The organism is Actinomycetota bacterium (assembly GCA_004297305.1).
Lineage (GTDB): Bacteria > Actinomycetota > Actinomycetes > S36-B12 > FW305-bin1 > FW305-bin1.
This window is the reverse complement of sequence record SCTR01000009.1, coordinates 277466-294590: the sequence shown is the minus strand read 5'-3', so window position 1 is coordinate 294590 and position 17125 is coordinate 277466. Positions and strand designations below refer to the sequence as shown.

Here is a 17125-nt window from a genome sequence, read left to right as displayed (position 1 = left end):
CCGCGACACCAAGCTGATGGCCAAGGCGCTACGCAGCCTCGGCGCCGAGATCGTCGATGTGTCCGACGATCCCGGCCACCGCGACTGGGCGGTCCGGCCCGGCCCGTTGCACGGCCCGGCGCACGTCGACTGCGGCCTGGCAGGCACCGTCATGCGGTTCGTCCCCCCGGTCGCCGCCCTCGCCCGCGGCGACGTCCGGTTCGACGGGGACCCACGCGCCCGGGTGCGGCCGATGAGCGCCGTCGTCGACGCGCTGCGGTCGCTGGGAGTGGAGGTGGCCGACGACGGCCGCGGCACCCTGCCGTTCACCGTCCACGGCACCGGCAAGGTGGCCGGCGGCGAGGTAGTGCTGGACGCGTCCAGCTCCAGTCAGTTCGTCTCGGCGCTACTGCTGGTCGGGGCGAGGTTCCGCGACGGCGTCACGGTCCGGCACCGGGGCGACGCGGTGCCCTCGCTGCCCCACATCGCGATGACCGTGGCGATGCTGCGCGACCACGGCGTGCTCGTCGACGCCGACACGACCGACCCGCGGTCGGCGACGTGGCGGGTCCATCCCGGTCCCCTGGCAGCGCTGGACCGCACGGTCGAGCCGGACCTGTCCAACGCCGCGCCGTTCCTGGCCGCGGCGTTGGTGACCGGCGGCCGCGTCACCGTGCCGGGATGGCCCGAATCGACCACCCAGGCAGGCGACGCGCTGCGCGAGATCCTCACCGCCATGGGGGGCTCGGTCACCCTGGCCGGGGACGGTCTGACCGTCGCCGGCAACGGCCGGGTCACCGGGGTCGACCTCGACCTGCACGACGTCGGGGAACTCACGCCGGTCGTCGCGGCGCTGTGCGCGCTGGCCGACGGCCCGTCCCGGCTGCGCGGGATCGCGCATCTGCGCGGCCACGAGACCGACCGGCTCGCCGCCCTCACGCACGAGATCAACAACCTCGGCGGCCGGGTCACCGAGCGCCCCGACGGACTCAAGATCAAGCCGCAGCCGCTGCGCGGGGGCCTGTTCCGGACGTACGACGATCACCGAATGGCTACTGCCGCAGCGGTTCTCGGGCTCGCCGTACCAGGCGTGCAGGTCGAGGACATCGCGACGACGAGCAAGACGCTGCCGGGCTTCGACGCCATGTGGGCAGCGATGCTCGAACCCCGCGCGGCCGCGGCGGTGCTCGGCGCGTGAGCCCACGGGACCTGGACGAGGACGACGTCCGCGTCCGTCCCGGACGAGGCAAGTCCCGGCCGCGGTCCAAGGAACGCCCGGCCCACGCCCGCGCCGTCGACGGATTCGTCGTCGCCGTCGACCGCGGCAGGTTCACGGTGGTGCTGCCGGACCACGACCCGACTTCGCCTGCCGGGCACCAGGTCACCGCCGTCAAGGCCCGAGAGCTGGGCCGCAAGGGGGTCGTGGTCGGCGACCGGGTGAATCTGGTCGGCGACGTCTCCGGATCCGCCGACACCCTGGCGCGGCTGATCCGGGTCGCCCCGCGGACCACGACGCTGCGCCGTACCGCCGACGACTCCGATCCGGTCGAGCGCGTGATCGTGGCCAACGCCGAGCAGTTGGCCGTGGTCGTCGCCCTGGCCGAACCCGACCCGCAGCCCCGGCTGCTCGACCGCTGCCTGGTCGCGGCGTACGACGGCGGCCTGGAACCCCTGCTCGTGCTGACGAAGTCCGACCTCGCCGCCGCGGATTCCCTTGTGGCGCAGTACGCCGCGCTCGACGTGCCGGTCGTGGCGACCACCCGCGGCGAAGACCTCAGCCAGCTGCGACAGCGACTGGAGGGCCGCATCACCGTCCTGGTCGGCAGTTCCGGGGTGGGCAAATCGACGCTGGTGAACGCGCTGGTCCCCGGAGCGGGGCGCAGCACCGGCACGGTGAACGACGTCACCGGCCGCGGCCGCCATACCTCGACCTCCGCGGTGGCCCTGCCGCTGCCCGGCGGCGGCTGGATCGTGGACACCCCCGGCATCCGGTCCTTTGGACTGGCCGGGCTGGCCGCCGCCCGCGTCCTGGCCGCGTTCCCTGACCTGGCGGCCGGTACGGCGGACTGCCCGCGCGGGTGCGGCCACGACGAGCCGGAGTGTGCCCTCGACGCCTGGGTCGACGGCGGCCACGCCGGAGCGGGCGGCCCCGCGCGGCTGGCATCGCTCCGCCGGCTGCTGCGCAGCCGAGCCGACAGCGACCCGGCCGCACCGGCCTGAACCGGCGGGCGGGCGGGAGTCAGTCGTCCTCCGGCGGCAGGTTGACCACGCCGCTCCAGACCGCGCCGGACCCGCTGTGCCCCACCACGATCACCCAGCCGGTGGCCAGCACCGCGGACAGCACGACCGCGACCGCCGCCACCCAGGTGACCGGGCGGCGGGGCCGGTCCCGCGGGGTGCCGCGGTCGAGGAGCCAGAGCGCCAGCACCGCCAGGAACAGGACGAACACGACCAGCGGCACCCAGGTCCCGAGCCGCTCGTGGTCAGACGGTGCCGGGACACGCTCGTCGAGGGCGTAGCCGGCCTGGCGGGCGACGACCGCGGCGACCGTCGCGGCACCGCCGAGCACGACGACGAGGACGCCGAAGCGCCGGGAGAACGACGGCCACAACGCCGAGAGCACACCGCCGATCGCGGTCAACGGCACCAGCACCACCACGGCGTGGACCACCAACGGATGCAGCGGAAGATCCAGCACGAAGTCCGGCACGCGCACACTGTCGCCGAACCATCCGAGGCGTTCAAGCAACGTCGCCGCTACCGGCGGCGCGTGACCGTGTCGCGCGACGGCGGAGCGCGACCGCTGCCGGCGGCGGCAGCGGAGCGCCACGGCGGTGACCGCGGGCGGCGGTAGCGTGCGGCGCTGTGACTTCCGACGCCGAGCCCGAGGCGGCCGCGACCGAGGCGGCCGTGGCTGGCGCGGCCGTGACCGATGCGCCCGAAGCGGCCGTGGCTGGGGCAGGCGCGGGGGCGTACGCCGCCGACCTGGCGCTGGCGTTGCGGCTGGCCGACGCTGCCGACGAGGTCACGCTCGCCCGGTTCCGGGCCGCGGATCTGACGGTCAGCGCCAAACCCGACCTGACCCCGGTCACCGACGTCGACCTGGCCATCGAGCGCCTGGTCCGCGACACCCTGGCGCAGCAGCGGCCGGCCGACGACGTGCTCGGCGAGGAGTACGGCGACGGTTCGCGCGGCGCTCCCCCAGACCACACCCGGCCGGCCCGAGCCGGCCGGTGCTGGATCGTCGACCCGATCGACGGGACCAAAAACTACGTCCGCGGCGTCCCGGTATGGGCGACGCTGATCGCGCTGGTCGCCGACGGCCGGGTCGTGCTGGGGGTGGCGTCGGCACCGGCGTTGGGCCGCCGCTGGTGGGCGGCGGCCGGCCAGGGCGCCTGGTGCACGGAGCCGGCGACAGCGGGGCCGCGGCGGCTGCGGGTGAGCGCGGTCGCCGAGCTCGGCGACGCCTCGTTCTCGTACTCCGACGATCGGGGCTGGGACGTGCGAGGCGCGGAACCCGGTCTGGCCCAGCTGATCCGGACCTGCTGGCGGACTCGGGCCTACGGCGACTTCTGGTCCCACGTCCTGGTGGCCGAGGGAGCGGTCGACCTCGCCGCCGAACCCGAGCTGTCCCCCTGGGACGTCGCGGCCCTCATCCCCATCGTCGAGGAGGCCGGCGGCACCATCGGCGGCTACGACGGGACGTCGTACGGCGGTGACCCGGACGCGCTCGGCCGGGCCGGCACGCTCACCAGCAACGGGCTGCTGCATGCCGCGGCGGTGCGCGTCCTCGACTCCGGCAGCTGAGGGGTCGCCCGGCGGAGTCCCCAGCGCCGTACCCGGCCGACCAGCCGCAGGAGCAGCGGTGTGACGGCCACGGCGGCCAGGTCGAACCAGCCGTAACCGCCGGCGGCGACGCTCGGCGGGTTGCCGATGCTGACCCAGCCGACCAGCGTGTCCACCGGTTGCCACTGCCAGACACCCCATGCCGTGCCGAGCAGTTCCAGCCACGACACCACCACGAACGCTCCGACGTACAGCAGCGGAGCCCGGCCGACGGCCAGGAATCCCAGCAGGCACAGCAACCAGAACGCCCCCAACACGTCCGGCCGCGGCGAGACGAACACCCCCCACGCCGCCCAGCCGCTGGCGACGACCACCGTGGCTGCCACCAGCGGCCGGCGGTACGCGACGGCGAGCGGGGAACCGGCGACGGCGACCGCAGCCAGGTACACCAGGCCGTGCCCGGGCGGCACATACGCCGGCACGTGGTCCAGCCGGTACTCGTACACCCCGAGCCAGCCGGAGAACACGTACTCGACGACCGTGGCGAACACCACGACGACCGCGGTCTGCACCCGCACCGGCACCGGGCGCCGCCACAGCAGGCCGATCAGCAGCGCCCAGGTCGCCACGCCCAGCCCGACCTGGGCCGCCGGCGACGCGACGCGGTCACACCACAGCACCACCGGGATCCACAGCACGACGAGGCCGGCGGTCCGCACCCGGTGATCCTGGCAGAGCGGCGGCGCTGCCGGCCCGGTTAGGCTGACCGCGCCCGGGGGGGGCGGCGGAGTCGGTGGAGGGGCGTCGTGAACCGTGAGCAGGAGCTCTCCGAGCTTCTGGTGGACGGTGTCTCGGACGCCATCGTGGCGCTGGGCACCGACCGCCGGGTCCGGTTGTGGAACCCCGCCGCGGAGCACCTGTACGGCATCGCTGCCGCCGACGCCGTCGGCCGGCCGTGGGACAGCGTGGTGGAGACCCGGTACCCCGACGGCGCGGACGTGGGACAACTGTGGGACACCCTGTACGCCCACGGCCGCTGGTCGTGCCGCGTGGTGCAGCGAGCCCGAGGCGGCCGGCTCGACGGCCGCGAGGTCGACGTGGACACCTCCGTCACCTTGCTGCGCGACACCCAGGGCGTGCCGACCGGCGCGGTGTCGGTCAATCGGGACGTCACCGCGCTGGTGCGGGCGGAGCAGGAACGTGACGAGCGCCGCCGGTTCGCCGAGGCCGTCGTCGACTCGCTGCCGGGACGCACCTGCGTGCTCGACGGCGCAGGGTCGGTCGTCGCGGCCAACCGGGAGTTCCTCGACCAACCGTTGACCGCCCGGGGCACGCATCCCCGACTCGGCGACGACTACGCCGCGCTGCTGACCAGCATGATCATCGGGACGACCGGCGACCACGACATCCCCGACGGCGTCCTCGACGTCGTCGCCGGACGCCGCGCGATCTTCCGCGCCGAACTGCACACCGGGTGGTCGGCCGGTGCGCGATGGGTTGCGCTGGAAGCAGTACCGCTGGGCCTGCCCGGCGGGGGCGCCGTCGTGACCCACCTGGACATCTCCGCGCAGAAGGCCGTGCAACGGGAACTGGAGCGCGCGGCCACCCACGACCCGCTGACCGGTGCCGCCAATCGGCCACTGCTGCACACCCGGCTCGCCGAGGCGCTGCGGCGGGCGCATTCGCGCAACACCCGGGTCGGAGTGTTGTTCGTCGACCTCGACCGCTTCAAAGAGGTCAACGACAACCTGGGGCACGCAGCCGGCGACACGGTCCTGGTCTGGACCACCCAGACGATCAGCAAGCTGATCCGTTCCGCGGACACCGTCGCCCGCGTCAGCGGCGACGAGTTCGTCGTCGTACTCGAAGACGTCCGCGATGCTGACGCCGTAGATGCCTTGGCGCGCAAGGTGATCGAGGCCCTGGCGGTGCCGGTGTCGACGGACCGGGGGCAGACCGCGGTCGGCGCGAGCGTCGGCGTGCTGGTGTGCGACGGCTTGCGTACGCCGACGCCGCGCGACGTCGAGACCGCGATCGGCGCGGCGGATGCCGCGATGTACCAGGCGAAGTCCGGCGGCCGCCGCCGGGTCGCCTGGGCCGCGGAGGGCCTGCGGCCCTCGCACGACGACGACCTGGCCGCGCTGCTGACCGGCGAGGGCGGCCTCGAGGATGTCGCGCTGGCCTGGCAGCCGGTGCACGACCGGACCGGCCGGGTGGTCGGTCAGGAGGCGCTGCTGCGGTGGCGCCACCCGCAGCACGGTCCGATGGCAGCAGCCGACGTCCTCGACGCGGCGCTGGCCAGCGGCGCCATCATCGAACTCGGGGGCCGTGCTTTGCTGCTGGCCTGCACGCAGGCCGCCGCCTGGACCACGGCACCGGACACCCCACCGCCGTGGGTCGCGGTCAATCTCGCGGTGGCCCAGCTGGAGGATCCGCGGATCGTCGCACGAATCGCTGAAGCATTGCGCAGCAGCGGGTTGCCGCCGCATCGCCTCATGCTGGAAATGCCCGAAGCGGGCCTCTCGGCGACCACCAGCGGCTCCGCGGCCGTCGTCGACGACCTGCGTGCCCTCGGCGTCGGGCTGGTCCTCGACGGATTCGGCCGCGGCCCCACCGACCTGTCGGCCCTACCGGCCCGGCACGCCGACATCGTCAAGATCGACCTGCGGGCGCTGCGCAGTGCCGCCTGGCCGGACTTCACCGAACTGCTGCGACCGCTGGTCACCCTGGTGCGTGCCGCGGGCACCCAGGTGGCCGTGCACGGGATCGAGAGCGTCGCGGAACGTGACGCTGCCGTCGACGCCGGAGCCGACCTGTTGCAGGGCTATCTGCTGGGCGCCCCGAGTTTCCCGTAGCGGCTGTTCGGCAGCCGGTTTCGCATCGTCGGCAGTTCCCGTAGCGCAGCGGCCGCGGAACCGGCACGATGATCCGCATCGGCGCTAGCCCAAGGAGGTCCCCATGAGGATCGAGCGCGTGCTGCGGAACAAGGGCGACGAGGTCGTGACGATCGCCCCGGCCGCGTCCGTCGCCGACCTGTTACGGCTGCTGACCACCCACCGCATCGGAGCAGCGGTGGTGTCCGGCGACGGACGGGCCATCGAGGGCATCGCGTCCGAACGCGACGTCGTCCGCGCCATGGACATCACCGGTCGTGATGCGTTGCAGGACACCGTCGAGTCGATCATGACGAGCGTGGTGCAGACCTGTACCTACGACGACACGACCGAGGGCCTCATGGCCGTCATGACCGAACTGCGGGTCCGGCACGTTCCGGTGGTCGGACCCGACGGCGCTCTGGCGGGCATCATCAGCATCGGCGACGTCGTCAAGGCCCGGCTGGGCGAACTCGAGGACGAACGACAGGCGCTCATCGACTACGTCACGCAGAGCTGACCGGTCGATCGGCCCGGTTCAGCTTCGCGCAAGGCGCAGCGGCATGCCGCCACGCGGACGGATGGTCACCACCGGGCTGGCCCGGACCACCTGGCCCGGCAGGGCCGTCGGCCGCCACCGCCGGGACAGCGCCGCCAGAACCAGCACCCCCTCGGCGAGGGCCAACTCGCGCCCGATGCACAGTCGCGGACCGGCGCCGAACGGCAGGTAGGCGGTACGGGACACCGCCGATCGTTCCGCTCCGGCGAACCGGCCTGGATCGAACAGCTGCGGCTGCGGCCACGCCGCCGGGTGCCGGTGCAGCAGATAGGGACTGATGATCACCAGCGACCCGGGCAGCAGCCGGTGCCCGGCGACCTCGTCGGCGGCGTGACTCCTGCGGGACAGCAGCCAGGCAGGCGGGTAGAGCCGCAGCACCTCGTCGAACACCGCCCGCGTCCACGGCAGCGCCGCCACGTCGGCCACGGTGGGATCGCGGTCCCCCAGCACGGTGCGGGCCTCCTCGCTCAGCTGTGACGCCACGGCGGGATGACGCGCCAGCAGCCACCACGCCCACGCCAGGGCACTGCCGACCGTCTCGTGACCGGCCACGATGAAGGTCACCAGTTGGTCGCGGACGCCGCGGCCGGTCACGGCGGCGGACTGCCCGTCGTACGCCTGCAGCAGCAGGTCGAGCAGGTCGGGCGCCGACGCCGTCGGGCCACGCCGGCGGCGCTGCGCGATCAGGACGGCCACGACCTCGTCGAGGTCCCGCAGCGCGCGCCGCAGCCGGGTGCTGTCCGGGGTCGGCGCCCATACCGGCGGCGCGATCGGGGTGCGCGCGCGGGCCACCACGACGGCGAGGGCCCGCAGCGTGGCCGCCACGAGCCGATCGGCGCTGCCGGCCAGGTCGGTCCCGAACAGCGCGCCGGCCACGACGTCCAGCGACAGCCGCATCATGGCCGTCTCGACGTCGACAATGGCGCCGGGACCCGCTGCAGCCCAGGCGGAATCGACGCGCCGGACGGCGGTGGCGATGTGCTCGCCGACCGACCCGAGCGACTGGTGGTGGAACGCCGGCTGCACCAGCCGGCGCTGCTCGCGCCACGCGGCTGTGTCCGCGGTCAGCAGGCCGTCTCCGGTCACCAGGGCCAGCGCGGAGTACTGGATCGTGCCCTTGCCGTAGTTGGTGGCATTGCCCTGCAGCACCTGCCGTACCCCGGCGGGATCGGTGACCAGGTACGTCGGCGGCCGCGGGATCGGGTACTGGAGGACATCGCCGTACCGGCGCCAGCTGCGCTCCAGGAAGCGCAACGGGTCGGACCTGATGGCGCGCAGGTCACGCAGCATGGACCAGCCCGACGGGCCGGGCGCGGTGGCCGGAGTGCCGAGGTAGCGCCGCGCGGGTGTCGAACGAGGGTCGGCCGCCACCGCAGGGACGCTACTGCGTGGGCTCCGCCAGCAGGACGAACAGGTCGGTCACCCGCTGCAGGTGCAGCAGTTCCTGACGCCGGAACGGCGGGCCCTCGTCGCGGACCGCGACGAACAGCCAGCGGCCGCCGGCGAGCCCGACCAGGGCGGCGGTGCGGGGGCTGCCCTCGTCCCGGGCAGCCCGAGCCGCGACGACCGGCGTCGCCGGCAGCGGCAGATCTGGTTCGGCGGGAGCGCCGGGCGACCGGTGGATCAGCGTCCAGGTCCCCCCGGGGCCCGGTTCGGCCAGCACCGCCCAGTCCGCACCGAGCATCAGCGGCAGGTGATCGGCATAGGTGACCAAGGCCCGGCCCGGGTCGCGGGCGACCCAGGTCAGCGCGTCGAGGTCGGGTCGGTGCCCCGGCAGGCCCCGCGCCACCCGGATCGACTCGACCGCCACGCCGGGCAGACCTTCCAGCGCGAGCCGGATCCGCTCGCGCGCGTCCGCGCCGGTGGCCCGCAGGGCGACGTCGTCGACGGCCCTGCCCTCCTCGGCGCCGAGGACGTCGATGGAGACCACGTCCGCCCCCGTCGCAGCGATCGCGCCGGTCACCGATGCCAGGCTGCCGGGACGGTCGGGAACGGTGATCCGCACGAGCAACACCGGCACCCCAGCGCCTCCTCACCTCGCCGACCGGACCCGGACACCGGTACGCCGGTGCACTGTCCCATGGCCGCGTGACGGCGACGTTTCCCCTGCCCGACGACGCAGCCGACGATCGTCAAGGCCAGTTGTCGGCTCAGCGACACGGCGCGGACGTGATCTGTTGCGCCGGAAGGGTGAACCGTCCGGCAGCCAGGGCGTGGCTGCGTGGCGGCACCACTCGTTCGGGTCACCATCGCCGGCAGCGGCCGACCGATGGCATCGGTACCGGCGGAAGGAGCCAGCACATGACAGGGAACCGTGGGACAGCGCCGTCCCTGGCGTTGACCCTGCTGCGTCAGGGCGTACCGCTCACGCTGCTCATGGACCTGGTCGATCCGCGTGGACCGGGGTCGCGGGAGCTGCTGGAGTGGGAGGCCAGCGGCGCGCGGTGCTACCCTCGGCGGGCTCGCGCCGCTAGCTCAACTGGCAGAGCAGCGGACTCTTAATCCGCGGGTTCGGGGTTCGAGTCCCTGGCGGCGCACCATCGTGACCAGCGCTTCCGTCTGTCCAGGCGGAAGCGCTGAGTCGTTTCCGCCGCACCGCCAGACAAGGACCCGAACTCCGGCCCCTCACCTTCGCGCTCGCGATTGCCCGTCAGCGATTGCTGAAGATGCTGACGCCCCCCGGGCCGACGAGCAGGCCGGCGACGATCAACACAATGCCGAGGATGACCTGGCCTCGGACCAACGTGACAATGCCCGCGATCACCAGGACAACCGCGATCACCCACAGAATGCCGGCCACGACGTCTCCTCCCAGAAGGCCCCGTCCGCTCCCGGTGATCTCCGGCCCGTGCCGGTTCCAAACCGGTCCGCCGAAGCTCGGCGACGGAAACCGGCAGCTCGGCACAGGACCGGGCCGCAGCCACCGACGAAACAGCCCCGGGAGTGCGGCCGTAGCAACCGCCTGACGCAGTGACGAAGCAGCCCCCGTCCAGCCCGAAGGCCGGACGGGGGCGTCGTCTCATCCGGAGACGAGCCGACCCTACGCCGCGCACCTGAGCGTCGGTCTCAGCGAAAGCCGCGCCGGCCGCCGCGGCGAGGCGCGCCACCGGCGGCACTGGCAGCGGAGCCCGGCGCCGCGTTGCCGCCGGGTCGGATCGCCGCCGTATCGCTACGATCACCGCAGAATCGGCCCATTCCTGGAGGCACGACCTTGATCGAGATCGACATCGCCGCGGTGCTCATCCGGGCGATCATCGGGGTCGTCATGATCGCCCACGGCTGGAACCACCTCGCCCGTGGCGGCAAGATCAGCGGCACTGCTCGGTGGTTCGGGAGCATCGGCCTGCGCCAGCCGCTCGGCCAGGCCTGGATGAGCGTGATCACCGAGATCGTCGGCGGCGTGTTGTTGCTGTTGGGCCTCATCACCAGCGTCGCGGCCGCCGGCGTCGTCGGCGTGATGGCGGTAGCGGGCCTGGCGTACCACCGCGGTCGCGGGTTCTTCATCGTCAAGGAAGGCTGGGAGTACGTCCTGACCCTGGCCGTCGTCGCGTCGGCACTGGGAGCACTGGGACCCGGCCGGCTCTCGCTCGACCATGCCATCGGCATCGATACGGCGCTGGACGGCTGGGTCGGGCTGGCCGTCGCCGCCGGCGGTGGCCTCCTCGGCGCGCTGGCACTCCTGGCGGTCTTCTGGCGGCCACCGCGGGTGACCAGCTGACCGAGACGTTCGGGTCCACACGCAGTACCAAGGAGGTCTCGCACATGCCTACTCACATCATGCGGATGAACTTCACGGTCGATCGGATCACCGATCCCGACGTCCTCGCCGACACCGTGAAGAAGCTGAGCCTGCGGGGCTTCACCGAGATCTCGATGCGCCCGTCCGACGAGGCCGGGATGCGGGTCGAGGCGACCCAACCAGCGGCCGGCTCGCTGGACGAGGAGATGCTCGCCGCCCTGCATGTCGCCGCCGACCTCAACGACTTGGGCATCGAGGCGTACGTCAAGCACATCCGCGCTGTCGCCGCAGAGCGGGCCCTGGAGGGCTGATCTCGCGCCCGGCCGCGACGGGGACGCCGGTCACGACGGGCTGCGCCAACCCTCCCCGGGTCGGGTGGGGTGGCGGTACATGTGCCCGGCGACGCCCGGGACCGACTCCAGCGTGCTGGTCCGGGCCAGCACCTCGCCGTACTCCTGGGCGATGCGGTCCTCCAGCGCGTAGTCGAACGGGTCGCCCAGCTGTTGCTCGGCCTCACCGCCCGGCGGCAAGGGGTTGCGCTGCAACCATTCCACGGTCGCGGCGAGCGCCGCTGGCACGGCGACCGCGTCGGAGTACCCCAGTTCCCGGCGGATCTTGCCGGTATCCAGCAGCCGGGTCTGGTGCGAGCTGTCGACGTGGCGGTACACCTTGGTCGCGATCTCACCGGGGACACCGACCAGCTCGACCTGCCGGCCGAGCAGGCCGGCGACGTACTGGATGAGCTGACCCTCGCTGTGCTGCTCGTCGTCGGCCACGTTGTAGATCTGGCCTGCTGCCGACGGCTCGGCCACGGCGAGCAGCACAGCGCGCGCCGCGTTCGCCGCGTAGACCCGGCTGCGCACCGTCGTCCCGCCGTGGGCGACCAGGATCCTGGCCCGGCCGTCGAGGATCCGGCGTACCACGCTCCAGTCCCGTGGGGCGAGCGCGCCGGGTCCGTAGACCACCGGTGGATACCGCAGCACCGTCACCGCGAAGGCGCCGGCGGCGTGCGCGCCGAGCAACGCCTGCTCGGTCAGCCAGACCTTGTGCTGCAACCGGGGTCCGTTCGGATCGTCGACCATCGGGGCGTGCTCGTCGAGCACGGCGGGCGCGCCCAACGGCCCGTGCCGGGTTTCGTCGCGGGAGTAGGCGCTACCGCCGATCGCGACCAGCCGCGCGGTCCGGCCGGCGAGGACCTCGGCGAGCAACCGGGTGCGGCCGTACATCGCGACGACGACGTCGAAGTCGCGACCGGCCAGCGCGGCGGTCAGAGTTTCGACGAAATGGACGTCGGCGTGAAGGTGTTCGACCGGCCGGCTGAAGTCCACCTCGTGCTGCCCACCATGCAGGATCGTGACCGCGTCGCCGCTGTCGAGCAGACCCTCGACGACCCAGCGGCCGGTCGGCCCGGTCCCACCGATCACCAGCGTCCTGCGCGCCACGCTCTCACCTCCACGACACTCGGGTCGCGATGCTAGGGGCCGCGCGGCCAGGGGGCGCGAGCGGGCAGCGGCAGGCGGCCGACCGGTCGCAGTCGGCGGCGCTTCAGGGGGTTCTCAGCACGGCCCGGCACAATGCGACCGGCGCGGCCTCCGTCCACGGCAGTACGGGCGTGGGTTCCGTGCCCGGCGGCACTGCCCGGTGGAGCGCCGCCGTGCAGCCCCGGCTGACGTACCGGCGTGACCTGCCGACCGGGACGGGCAAGGCCGACCGGGACGGGCGAGGCTGGAGGAACAGTGCGGGTGCTGGTGGTCGACGACGAGGTTCGGCTCGCCGACACGATCCGGCGCGGGCTGACAGCCGAGGGATTCACCGTCGACATCGTCCACGACGGCGTCGAGGGACTGTGGGCGGCCACCGAGCAGCAGTACGACGTGATCGTGCTGGACCTGATGTTGCCGCAGCTGAACGGCTATCGGGTGCTGGAGCAGTTGCGTGCCCGCCAGGTCTGGACGCCGGTACTCATGCTGACGGCCAAGGACGGCGACCACGAGCAGGCCGACGCGCTGGACCTCGGCGCCGACGACTACCTGACCAAGCCGTTCAGCTTCGTCGTGCTCACGGCCCGGCTGCGAGCGCTGTTGCGCCGCGGGACGCCCGAACGGCCCGCGGTGCTCGCCGCCGGTGACCTGACCCTGGATCCGTTGAGCCGTCGGGTCACCCGCAGCGGCAAGCGGGTGGAACTGACCCCTCGCGAGTTCCATCTGCTGGAGTTCTTCCTGCGCAATAAGGGCCGAGTGGTCAGCAAGAGCGAGATCGTCGAGCACGTCTGGGATCCCGGGTTCCGCGGCCCGCTCAACGTCGTCGAGGTGTACGTCGGCTACCTGCGGCGCAAACTCGACGACCCGTTCGACCGCCACGCGCTGTGCACCGTGCGCGGCGCCGGCTACCGGCTGGCCGAGGACGGCGGCTGAGGGTCGGTACGCCGTCCCCGCCGTACCTTCGTCCCACCGGTCGCTATCACCAGCGGGTTCAGTCGCGGGGCAGGATCAGTTCGACGCGGGCCCCGCCGGAGGGGCTCTCGGCCACGCGGATCGAGCCGCCGTGCGCGATCGCGATCTCCTGGGCGATCGACAGCCCCAGGCCGGATCCCCCCGAGTCCCGGCCCCGATGCTCGTCCAGCCGCACGAAGCGCTCCAGGATCCGCTCCCGCTCGGCCTCGGCGACGCCGGGGCCGTCGTCGTCCACCGTGACCACCGCCTGATGGGCGGCGGTGCTGACCGAGAGGGCGACGCCGGATTCGGCATGCCGGATCGCGTTGTCGACGAGGTTGCGGACGACCTGGGCGATCCGGCCCGGATCGGCGGTGACCCGGACCGCCTCGATGCTGCCGGTGACCCGCAGCGTCGTGGTCGCCCGCACCCGGGCCGCCTCGATCTCGACCACGTGGTCCAGGTCGACGTCGCGCAGGTGCAGCGTGAGCTGGTGTTCGTCGGCCTTGGCCAGCACCAACAGGTCGTCGACGAAACGGCTCAACCGGGCCACCTCGTCACGCAGCACCGGCGCGGTCTCGGCCCACGCCGGCGAGCCCTGTTCCTGTTGGTACTCAGCGACTTCGATCGCTGCGACCAACGAGGCCAGCGGGCTGCGCAGTTCGTGGCCGGCGTCGGCGACGAACTGCCGTTGCGCCCGGCTCGACTCCTCCAGCCGGGCCAGCATGCCGTTCATGGTCGTGGCCAGCCGCGCAATCTCGTCACCGGTCGCCGGCACCGGGACCCGCTGGTGCAGGTCGGTCGACTCGATACGCGCCACGCCCCGCCGGATGGCCTCCACCGCGTGCAGCGAACGACCGACCGCGACGTACGTCGCCCACCCGACAGCGCCGAGCAGGACCGGGGTCGCGGCGACCAGCAACGCCGCGACGACGCTCAGGGTGTGGTGGACGCCGGCCAGTGACTGCGCCGCAACGACGACGACCGGTCCGCGGGCGGTCTGCGCGCCGGTCGCCACTGCCCGGTAGGTCTCGCCGCCGGCCGCGGGTACCGCGATGTCGACGTGCACGCTGGTGCCCGGTGCTGGCCGGGAACTCACCGGCAACGGCCCGTCGCTGAGCAAACCGTTGGCCGCCAGCAACTGTCCGTCGAGGGACTGCACCTGCAGCGCAATGACGTCGGCGTTCTGTGAGGGCATCAGGCCGGGGTCGTCGGCCGGCTCGACGGCGATCTCGGCGGCGAGGTCCCGGCTGCGCTGCGCCACCGCGGCATCGACCTCGCCCACCAGGGACCACCGCAGCAGCAACAGCAGGGCGGCGCCGGCCACGACCAGGGCGACCGCGACGACAGCGACTGCCGCCGTCACCGAGCGGGCGCGGATGCCGCGCGGCCACCACGACCTCGACCACCCGGCAGCGGCCACGGCGCGTCAGAGGTAGAGACCGGTCCCGGCGTCGCTGACTCGCGACGCGGCCACCGCATGCACATCGCGTTCGCGGAGCAGGACGTACTCGATGCCCTGCAGCTCGACGTTCGCCCGGTCCTGCGGCTCGAACAGCACCCGGTCGCCGACCTGGACCATACGGACGCTGGGACCGTGGGCGACGACCCGCGCCCAGCTGAGTCGACGTGCCACCTGGGCGGTTGCCGGGATGAGGATGCCGCCACTGGACTGCCGCTCGCCCGCACTGTCAGCGACGCTGACCAACAGCCGGTCGTGGGTGAGCACGATCGGGACCGAGCCGTCGGCTCGTGGTGTGGTGTCGGGGACGTCGGGGGCGGTGCCGGTCATGCCACCGTCAGCCACGACGGGAACGGATCAGCCGGCGCACCACGATCACTGCGGCGAGCGCGACCACGATGCCGGCGATCCGTTCGGGCCGGACGCCGCCGTACTCGTCGACGAAGAATCCCCGCGCCTTCGCGTACTGCCGCTGCGCGACGGCCTTCGGCGCCGCCTGCTGTCGCAGCGCGGCCAGGTTGCCGGCGAGGCTGGCGCGGGCGTCGGCGATCTCCGCCTCGATCTCGGCGATGCCGCGGCCGGCCGGCGGGCTGGACTCCTTGGCCACCTACGGGACCTCCGGATACGTCGAGGACCCGCGGGGCGGGTCGGTCGCCGCAGCCTACGCCGGGACCGCTGCCGGGTCGAAGCCGAACGGCAGCTCGAGGCGGTGACGGGCCAGGGTCTCGGCGTCAGCGAACAGCGTCCGGGTGGGCGCGTCGGCGACCACCCGGCCGGCGTCGAGGATGACCGACCGGCTACACAGTTGCAGCGCGTACGGCAGATCGTGAGTGACCATGACCACGGTGACGTCCAGCCGCGCCAGGACGTCGGCGAGTTCACGGCGGCTCGCGGGGTCGAGATTGCTCGACGGCTCGTCGAGGACCAGCACGTCCGGGCGCATCGCCAGCACGGTCGCCAGCGCCACCCGGCGGCGTTGCCCGAACGACAGGTGGTGTGGCGGCCGATCCGCGACGGCAGACATTCCGACGGTCTGCAAAGCGTGCTGGACCCGAGCGGCCAGCTCCGCGCCACGCAGCCCGGCATTCGCCGGCCCGAAGGCGACGTCCTGGGCGACCGTCGGCATGAACAGTTGGTCGTCGGGATCCTGGAAGACCAGCCCGACCCGGCGCCGGATCTCCACCACGGTGTCATCGCTGAGCGTGCGGCCCGCGACGGTGACCTGACCGGCGGTGCCCCGCAGGATCCCGTTGAGATGCAAGGCGAGCGTGGTCTTGCCGGCGCCGTTGGGGCCGAGGACGGCGACCCGCTCGCCGCGGCCGACCACCAGATCGACGCCGTCGAGCGCCGGTTCGCCGGCCGGATACGAGTAACTCAACCCGCGCACGTCCAGGGCCGGGTCGGTCGGCGCCGCCGCCAGCCCGTCGGCCGGCTCGGCGGCCGGGTCGGCCAGCCCGTCGGCCGGCTCGGCGGCGGGCGCCGCTGGACCGTCCCGCCCGGTCAGGCCGTGGCGGCTCATCGCCACATCATCGCCGTGGCCAGCAGGACCGCGGCGGCCAGCAGCGGCAGGACCAGCACTGCCAGCCAGTCGATCGGGCGCACCACGACCGCGCCGCCGAGCGGCATGGTCCCGTCGTACCCGCGGCTGAGCATCGCCAGATGGACTCGTTCCCCTCGTTCGTACGACCGGATGAACAACGTCCCGGCGGCGCGGGCCAGCACCGGCCAGGCGCGCGGTCCGCGCGCGGCAAACCCACGGGAGGCACGGGCGACGGCCATCCGGCGGCTCTGCTCCACCACGACCACGGAGTACCGGAGCATGAACGACGCGATCTGCACCAGCAGCGTCGGGACGCGCAACCGCTCCAGGCCGGCGATCAGGTCACGCGCGGGCGTCGTCGCGGCCAGCAGGACCGAGGCGAACACGCCCAGCGTGCCCTTGGCGATGATGCCCCAGGCCGACTGCAATCCGTTCTGGGACAACGACAGCCCCAGGACGTCGACGCGGGGGTCCGGCCCCAGCAGCGGCATCAGCACAGCGAACAGGACGAACGGCAACTCGATCAACGAGCGGGCCGCGACCGTGGGCAGCGGGACCCGGGCCAGCAGGGCCACGGCGACCAGCAGGGCCAGGTACGCCGCGAACGCCGGCACCCGGGTCGGCGGCGTACAGACCACGACCAGCACGAAGGCGAGAACGGCGACGAGCTTGAGGTGGGCGGGGAGCCGGTGGACGAGCGACGAGCCGGGAAGGTAGAGGCCTTCGGCGACGCCGTGGCCGTGGCCGGCTCCCAT

19 protein-coding genes and 1 tRNA gene are annotated in these 17125 nt (G+C 73.2%); 8 read left to right on the top strand and 12 right to left on the bottom strand.

What is annotated here, in order from left to right:
* Positions 1-28: 28 nt before the first annotated feature.
* Together EPO13_09810 and EPO13_09805 are read right to left on the bottom strand one after the other, a co-directional pair.
* Positions 29-316 (bottom strand): hypothetical protein, encoded by a 288-nt coding sequence (locus EPO13_09810; protein TAK69033.1) that lies wholly within the window; start codon positions 314-316, stop codon positions 29-31.
* 53 nt (positions 317-369) lie between these two features.
* Entirely contained in the window at positions 370-678 is a 309-nt protein-coding gene (locus tag EPO13_09805) for a hypothetical protein (GenBank protein ID TAK69032.1), read from the bottom strand.
* Between EPO13_09805 and rsgA the strand changes: the two genes are divergently transcribed.
* A complete protein-coding gene (gene rsgA, locus EPO13_09800; GenBank protein ID TAK69031.1) occupies positions 661-2199 on the top strand; it encodes a ribosome small subunit-dependent GTPase A in 1539 nt (512 codons plus the stop codon). The two genes, EPO13_09805 and rsgA, sit on opposite strands and share 18 nt — an antisense overlap.
* A gap of 19 nt (positions 2200-2218) precedes the next feature.
* On the opposite strand, the gene EPO13_09795 is transcribed toward rsgA, so the two are convergent.
* Entirely contained in the window at positions 2219-2689 is a 471-nt protein-coding gene (locus tag EPO13_09795; protein TAK69030.1) for a hypothetical protein, read from the bottom strand.
* 239 nt (positions 2690-2928) lie between these two features.
* Between EPO13_09795 and EPO13_09790 the strand changes: the two genes are divergently transcribed.
* Positions 2929-3786: a histidinol phosphatase gene (locus tag EPO13_09790; GenBank protein TAK69071.1), complete on the top strand. Its 858-nt coding sequence runs from the start codon at positions 2929-2931 to the stop codon at positions 3784-3786.
* On the opposite strand, the gene EPO13_09785 is transcribed toward EPO13_09790, so the two are convergent.
* On the bottom strand, positions 3672-4484 hold the full coding sequence (locus EPO13_09785) for a hypothetical protein (protein ID TAK69029.1): 813 nt from the start codon (positions 4482-4484) through the stop codon (positions 3672-3674). The genes EPO13_09790 and EPO13_09785 overlap by 115 nt on opposite strands.
* An 87-nt stretch (positions 4485-4571) precedes the next feature.
* Between EPO13_09785 and EPO13_09780 the strand changes: the two genes are divergently transcribed.
* Together EPO13_09780 and EPO13_09775 are read left to right on the top strand one after the other, a co-directional pair.
* Positions 4572-6620 carry an EAL domain-containing protein gene (locus EPO13_09780; GenBank protein ID TAK69028.1) on the top strand — a complete coding sequence of 683 codons (2049 nt, stop codon included), beginning with the start codon at positions 4572-4574 and terminating at the stop codon, positions 6618-6620.
* A 103-nt stretch (positions 6621-6723) separates the two neighbouring features.
* The gene (locus tag EPO13_09775; GenBank protein TAK69027.1) at positions 6724-7158 is read left to right on the top strand and encodes a CBS domain-containing protein; all 435 of its coding nucleotides are present in this window, start codon (positions 6724-6726) and stop codon (positions 7156-7158) included.
* A gap of 18 nt (positions 7159-7176) precedes the next feature.
* Here the strand turns inward: EPO13_09775 and EPO13_09770 are convergent, their stop codons facing one another.
* Together EPO13_09770 and EPO13_09765 are read right to left on the bottom strand one after the other, a co-directional pair.
* Complete coding sequence (locus tag EPO13_09770) at positions 7177-8568, bottom strand: cytochrome P450 (GenBank protein ID TAK69026.1); 1392 nt, start codon at positions 8566-8568, stop codon at positions 7177-7179.
* Positions 8569-8578: 10 nt separating this feature from the next.
* Positions 8579-9217, bottom strand: coding sequence for an ACT domain-containing protein (locus EPO13_09765; protein TAK69025.1), 639 nt, complete (start codon positions 9215-9217; stop codon positions 8579-8581).
* A gap of 444 nt (positions 9218-9661) precedes the next feature.
* Here EPO13_09765 and EPO13_09760 point away from each other — a divergent pair.
* From EPO13_09760 to EPO13_09750, 3 genes are all read left to right on the top strand, one after another.
* Positions 9662-9737 (top strand) — tRNA-Lys (locus EPO13_09760).
* 671 nt (positions 9738-10408) lie between these two features.
* Entirely contained in the window at positions 10409-10915 is a 507-nt protein-coding gene (locus tag EPO13_09755) for a DoxX family protein (GenBank protein TAK69024.1), read from the top strand.
* Between the two features lie 44 nt (positions 10916-10959).
* The gene (locus tag EPO13_09750; protein ID TAK69023.1) at positions 10960-11247 is read left to right on the top strand and encodes a hypothetical protein; all 288 of its coding nucleotides are present in this window, start codon (positions 10960-10962) and stop codon (positions 11245-11247) included.
* A gap of 30 nt (positions 11248-11277) precedes the next feature.
* On the opposite strand, the gene EPO13_09745 is transcribed toward EPO13_09750, so the two are convergent.
* Positions 11278-12378, bottom strand: coding sequence for an NAD-dependent epimerase/dehydratase family protein (locus EPO13_09745; GenBank protein ID TAK69022.1), 1101 nt, complete (start codon positions 12376-12378; stop codon positions 11278-11280).
* A 294-nt stretch (positions 12379-12672) separates the two neighbouring features.
* On the opposite strand from EPO13_09745, the gene EPO13_09740 reads away from it, so the two are divergent.
* Positions 12673-13350, top strand: a complete 678-nt coding sequence (locus EPO13_09740) for a response regulator transcription factor (GenBank protein ID TAK69021.1) — start codon at positions 12673-12675, stop codon at positions 13348-13350.
* Positions 13351-13408: 58 nt separating this feature from the next.
* Here EPO13_09740 and EPO13_09735 read toward each other — a convergent pair whose 3' ends face one another.
* Genes EPO13_09735 through cbiQ form a run of 5 tightly spaced genes read right to left on the bottom strand, consistent with a single transcriptional unit; the run spans position 13409 to position 17125 of the window.
* A complete protein-coding gene (locus EPO13_09735; protein TAK69020.1) occupies positions 13409-14791 on the bottom strand; it encodes a HAMP domain-containing protein in 1383 nt (460 codons plus the stop codon).
* 6 nt (positions 14792-14797) lie between these two features.
* Complete coding sequence (locus EPO13_09730) at positions 14798-15160, bottom strand: co-chaperone GroES (GenBank protein ID TAK69019.1); 363 nt, start codon at positions 15158-15160, stop codon at positions 14798-14800.
* Positions 15161-15167: 7 nt separating this feature from the next.
* Positions 15168-15437, bottom strand: coding sequence for a DUF3618 domain-containing protein (locus EPO13_09725; protein ID TAK69018.1), 270 nt, complete (start codon positions 15435-15437; stop codon positions 15168-15170).
* Positions 15438-15491: 54 nt separating this feature from the next.
* On the bottom strand, positions 15492-16349 hold the full coding sequence (locus EPO13_09720; GenBank protein ID TAK69017.1) for an ABC transporter ATP-binding protein: 858 nt from the start codon (positions 16347-16349) through the stop codon (positions 15492-15494).
* On the bottom strand, positions 16346-17125 hold the full coding sequence (cbiQ, locus tag EPO13_09715; GenBank protein TAK69016.1) for a cobalt ECF transporter T component CbiQ: 780 nt from the start codon (positions 17123-17125) through the stop codon (positions 16346-16348). Before cbiQ ends, EPO13_09720 begins: the two co-directional genes overlap by 4 nt.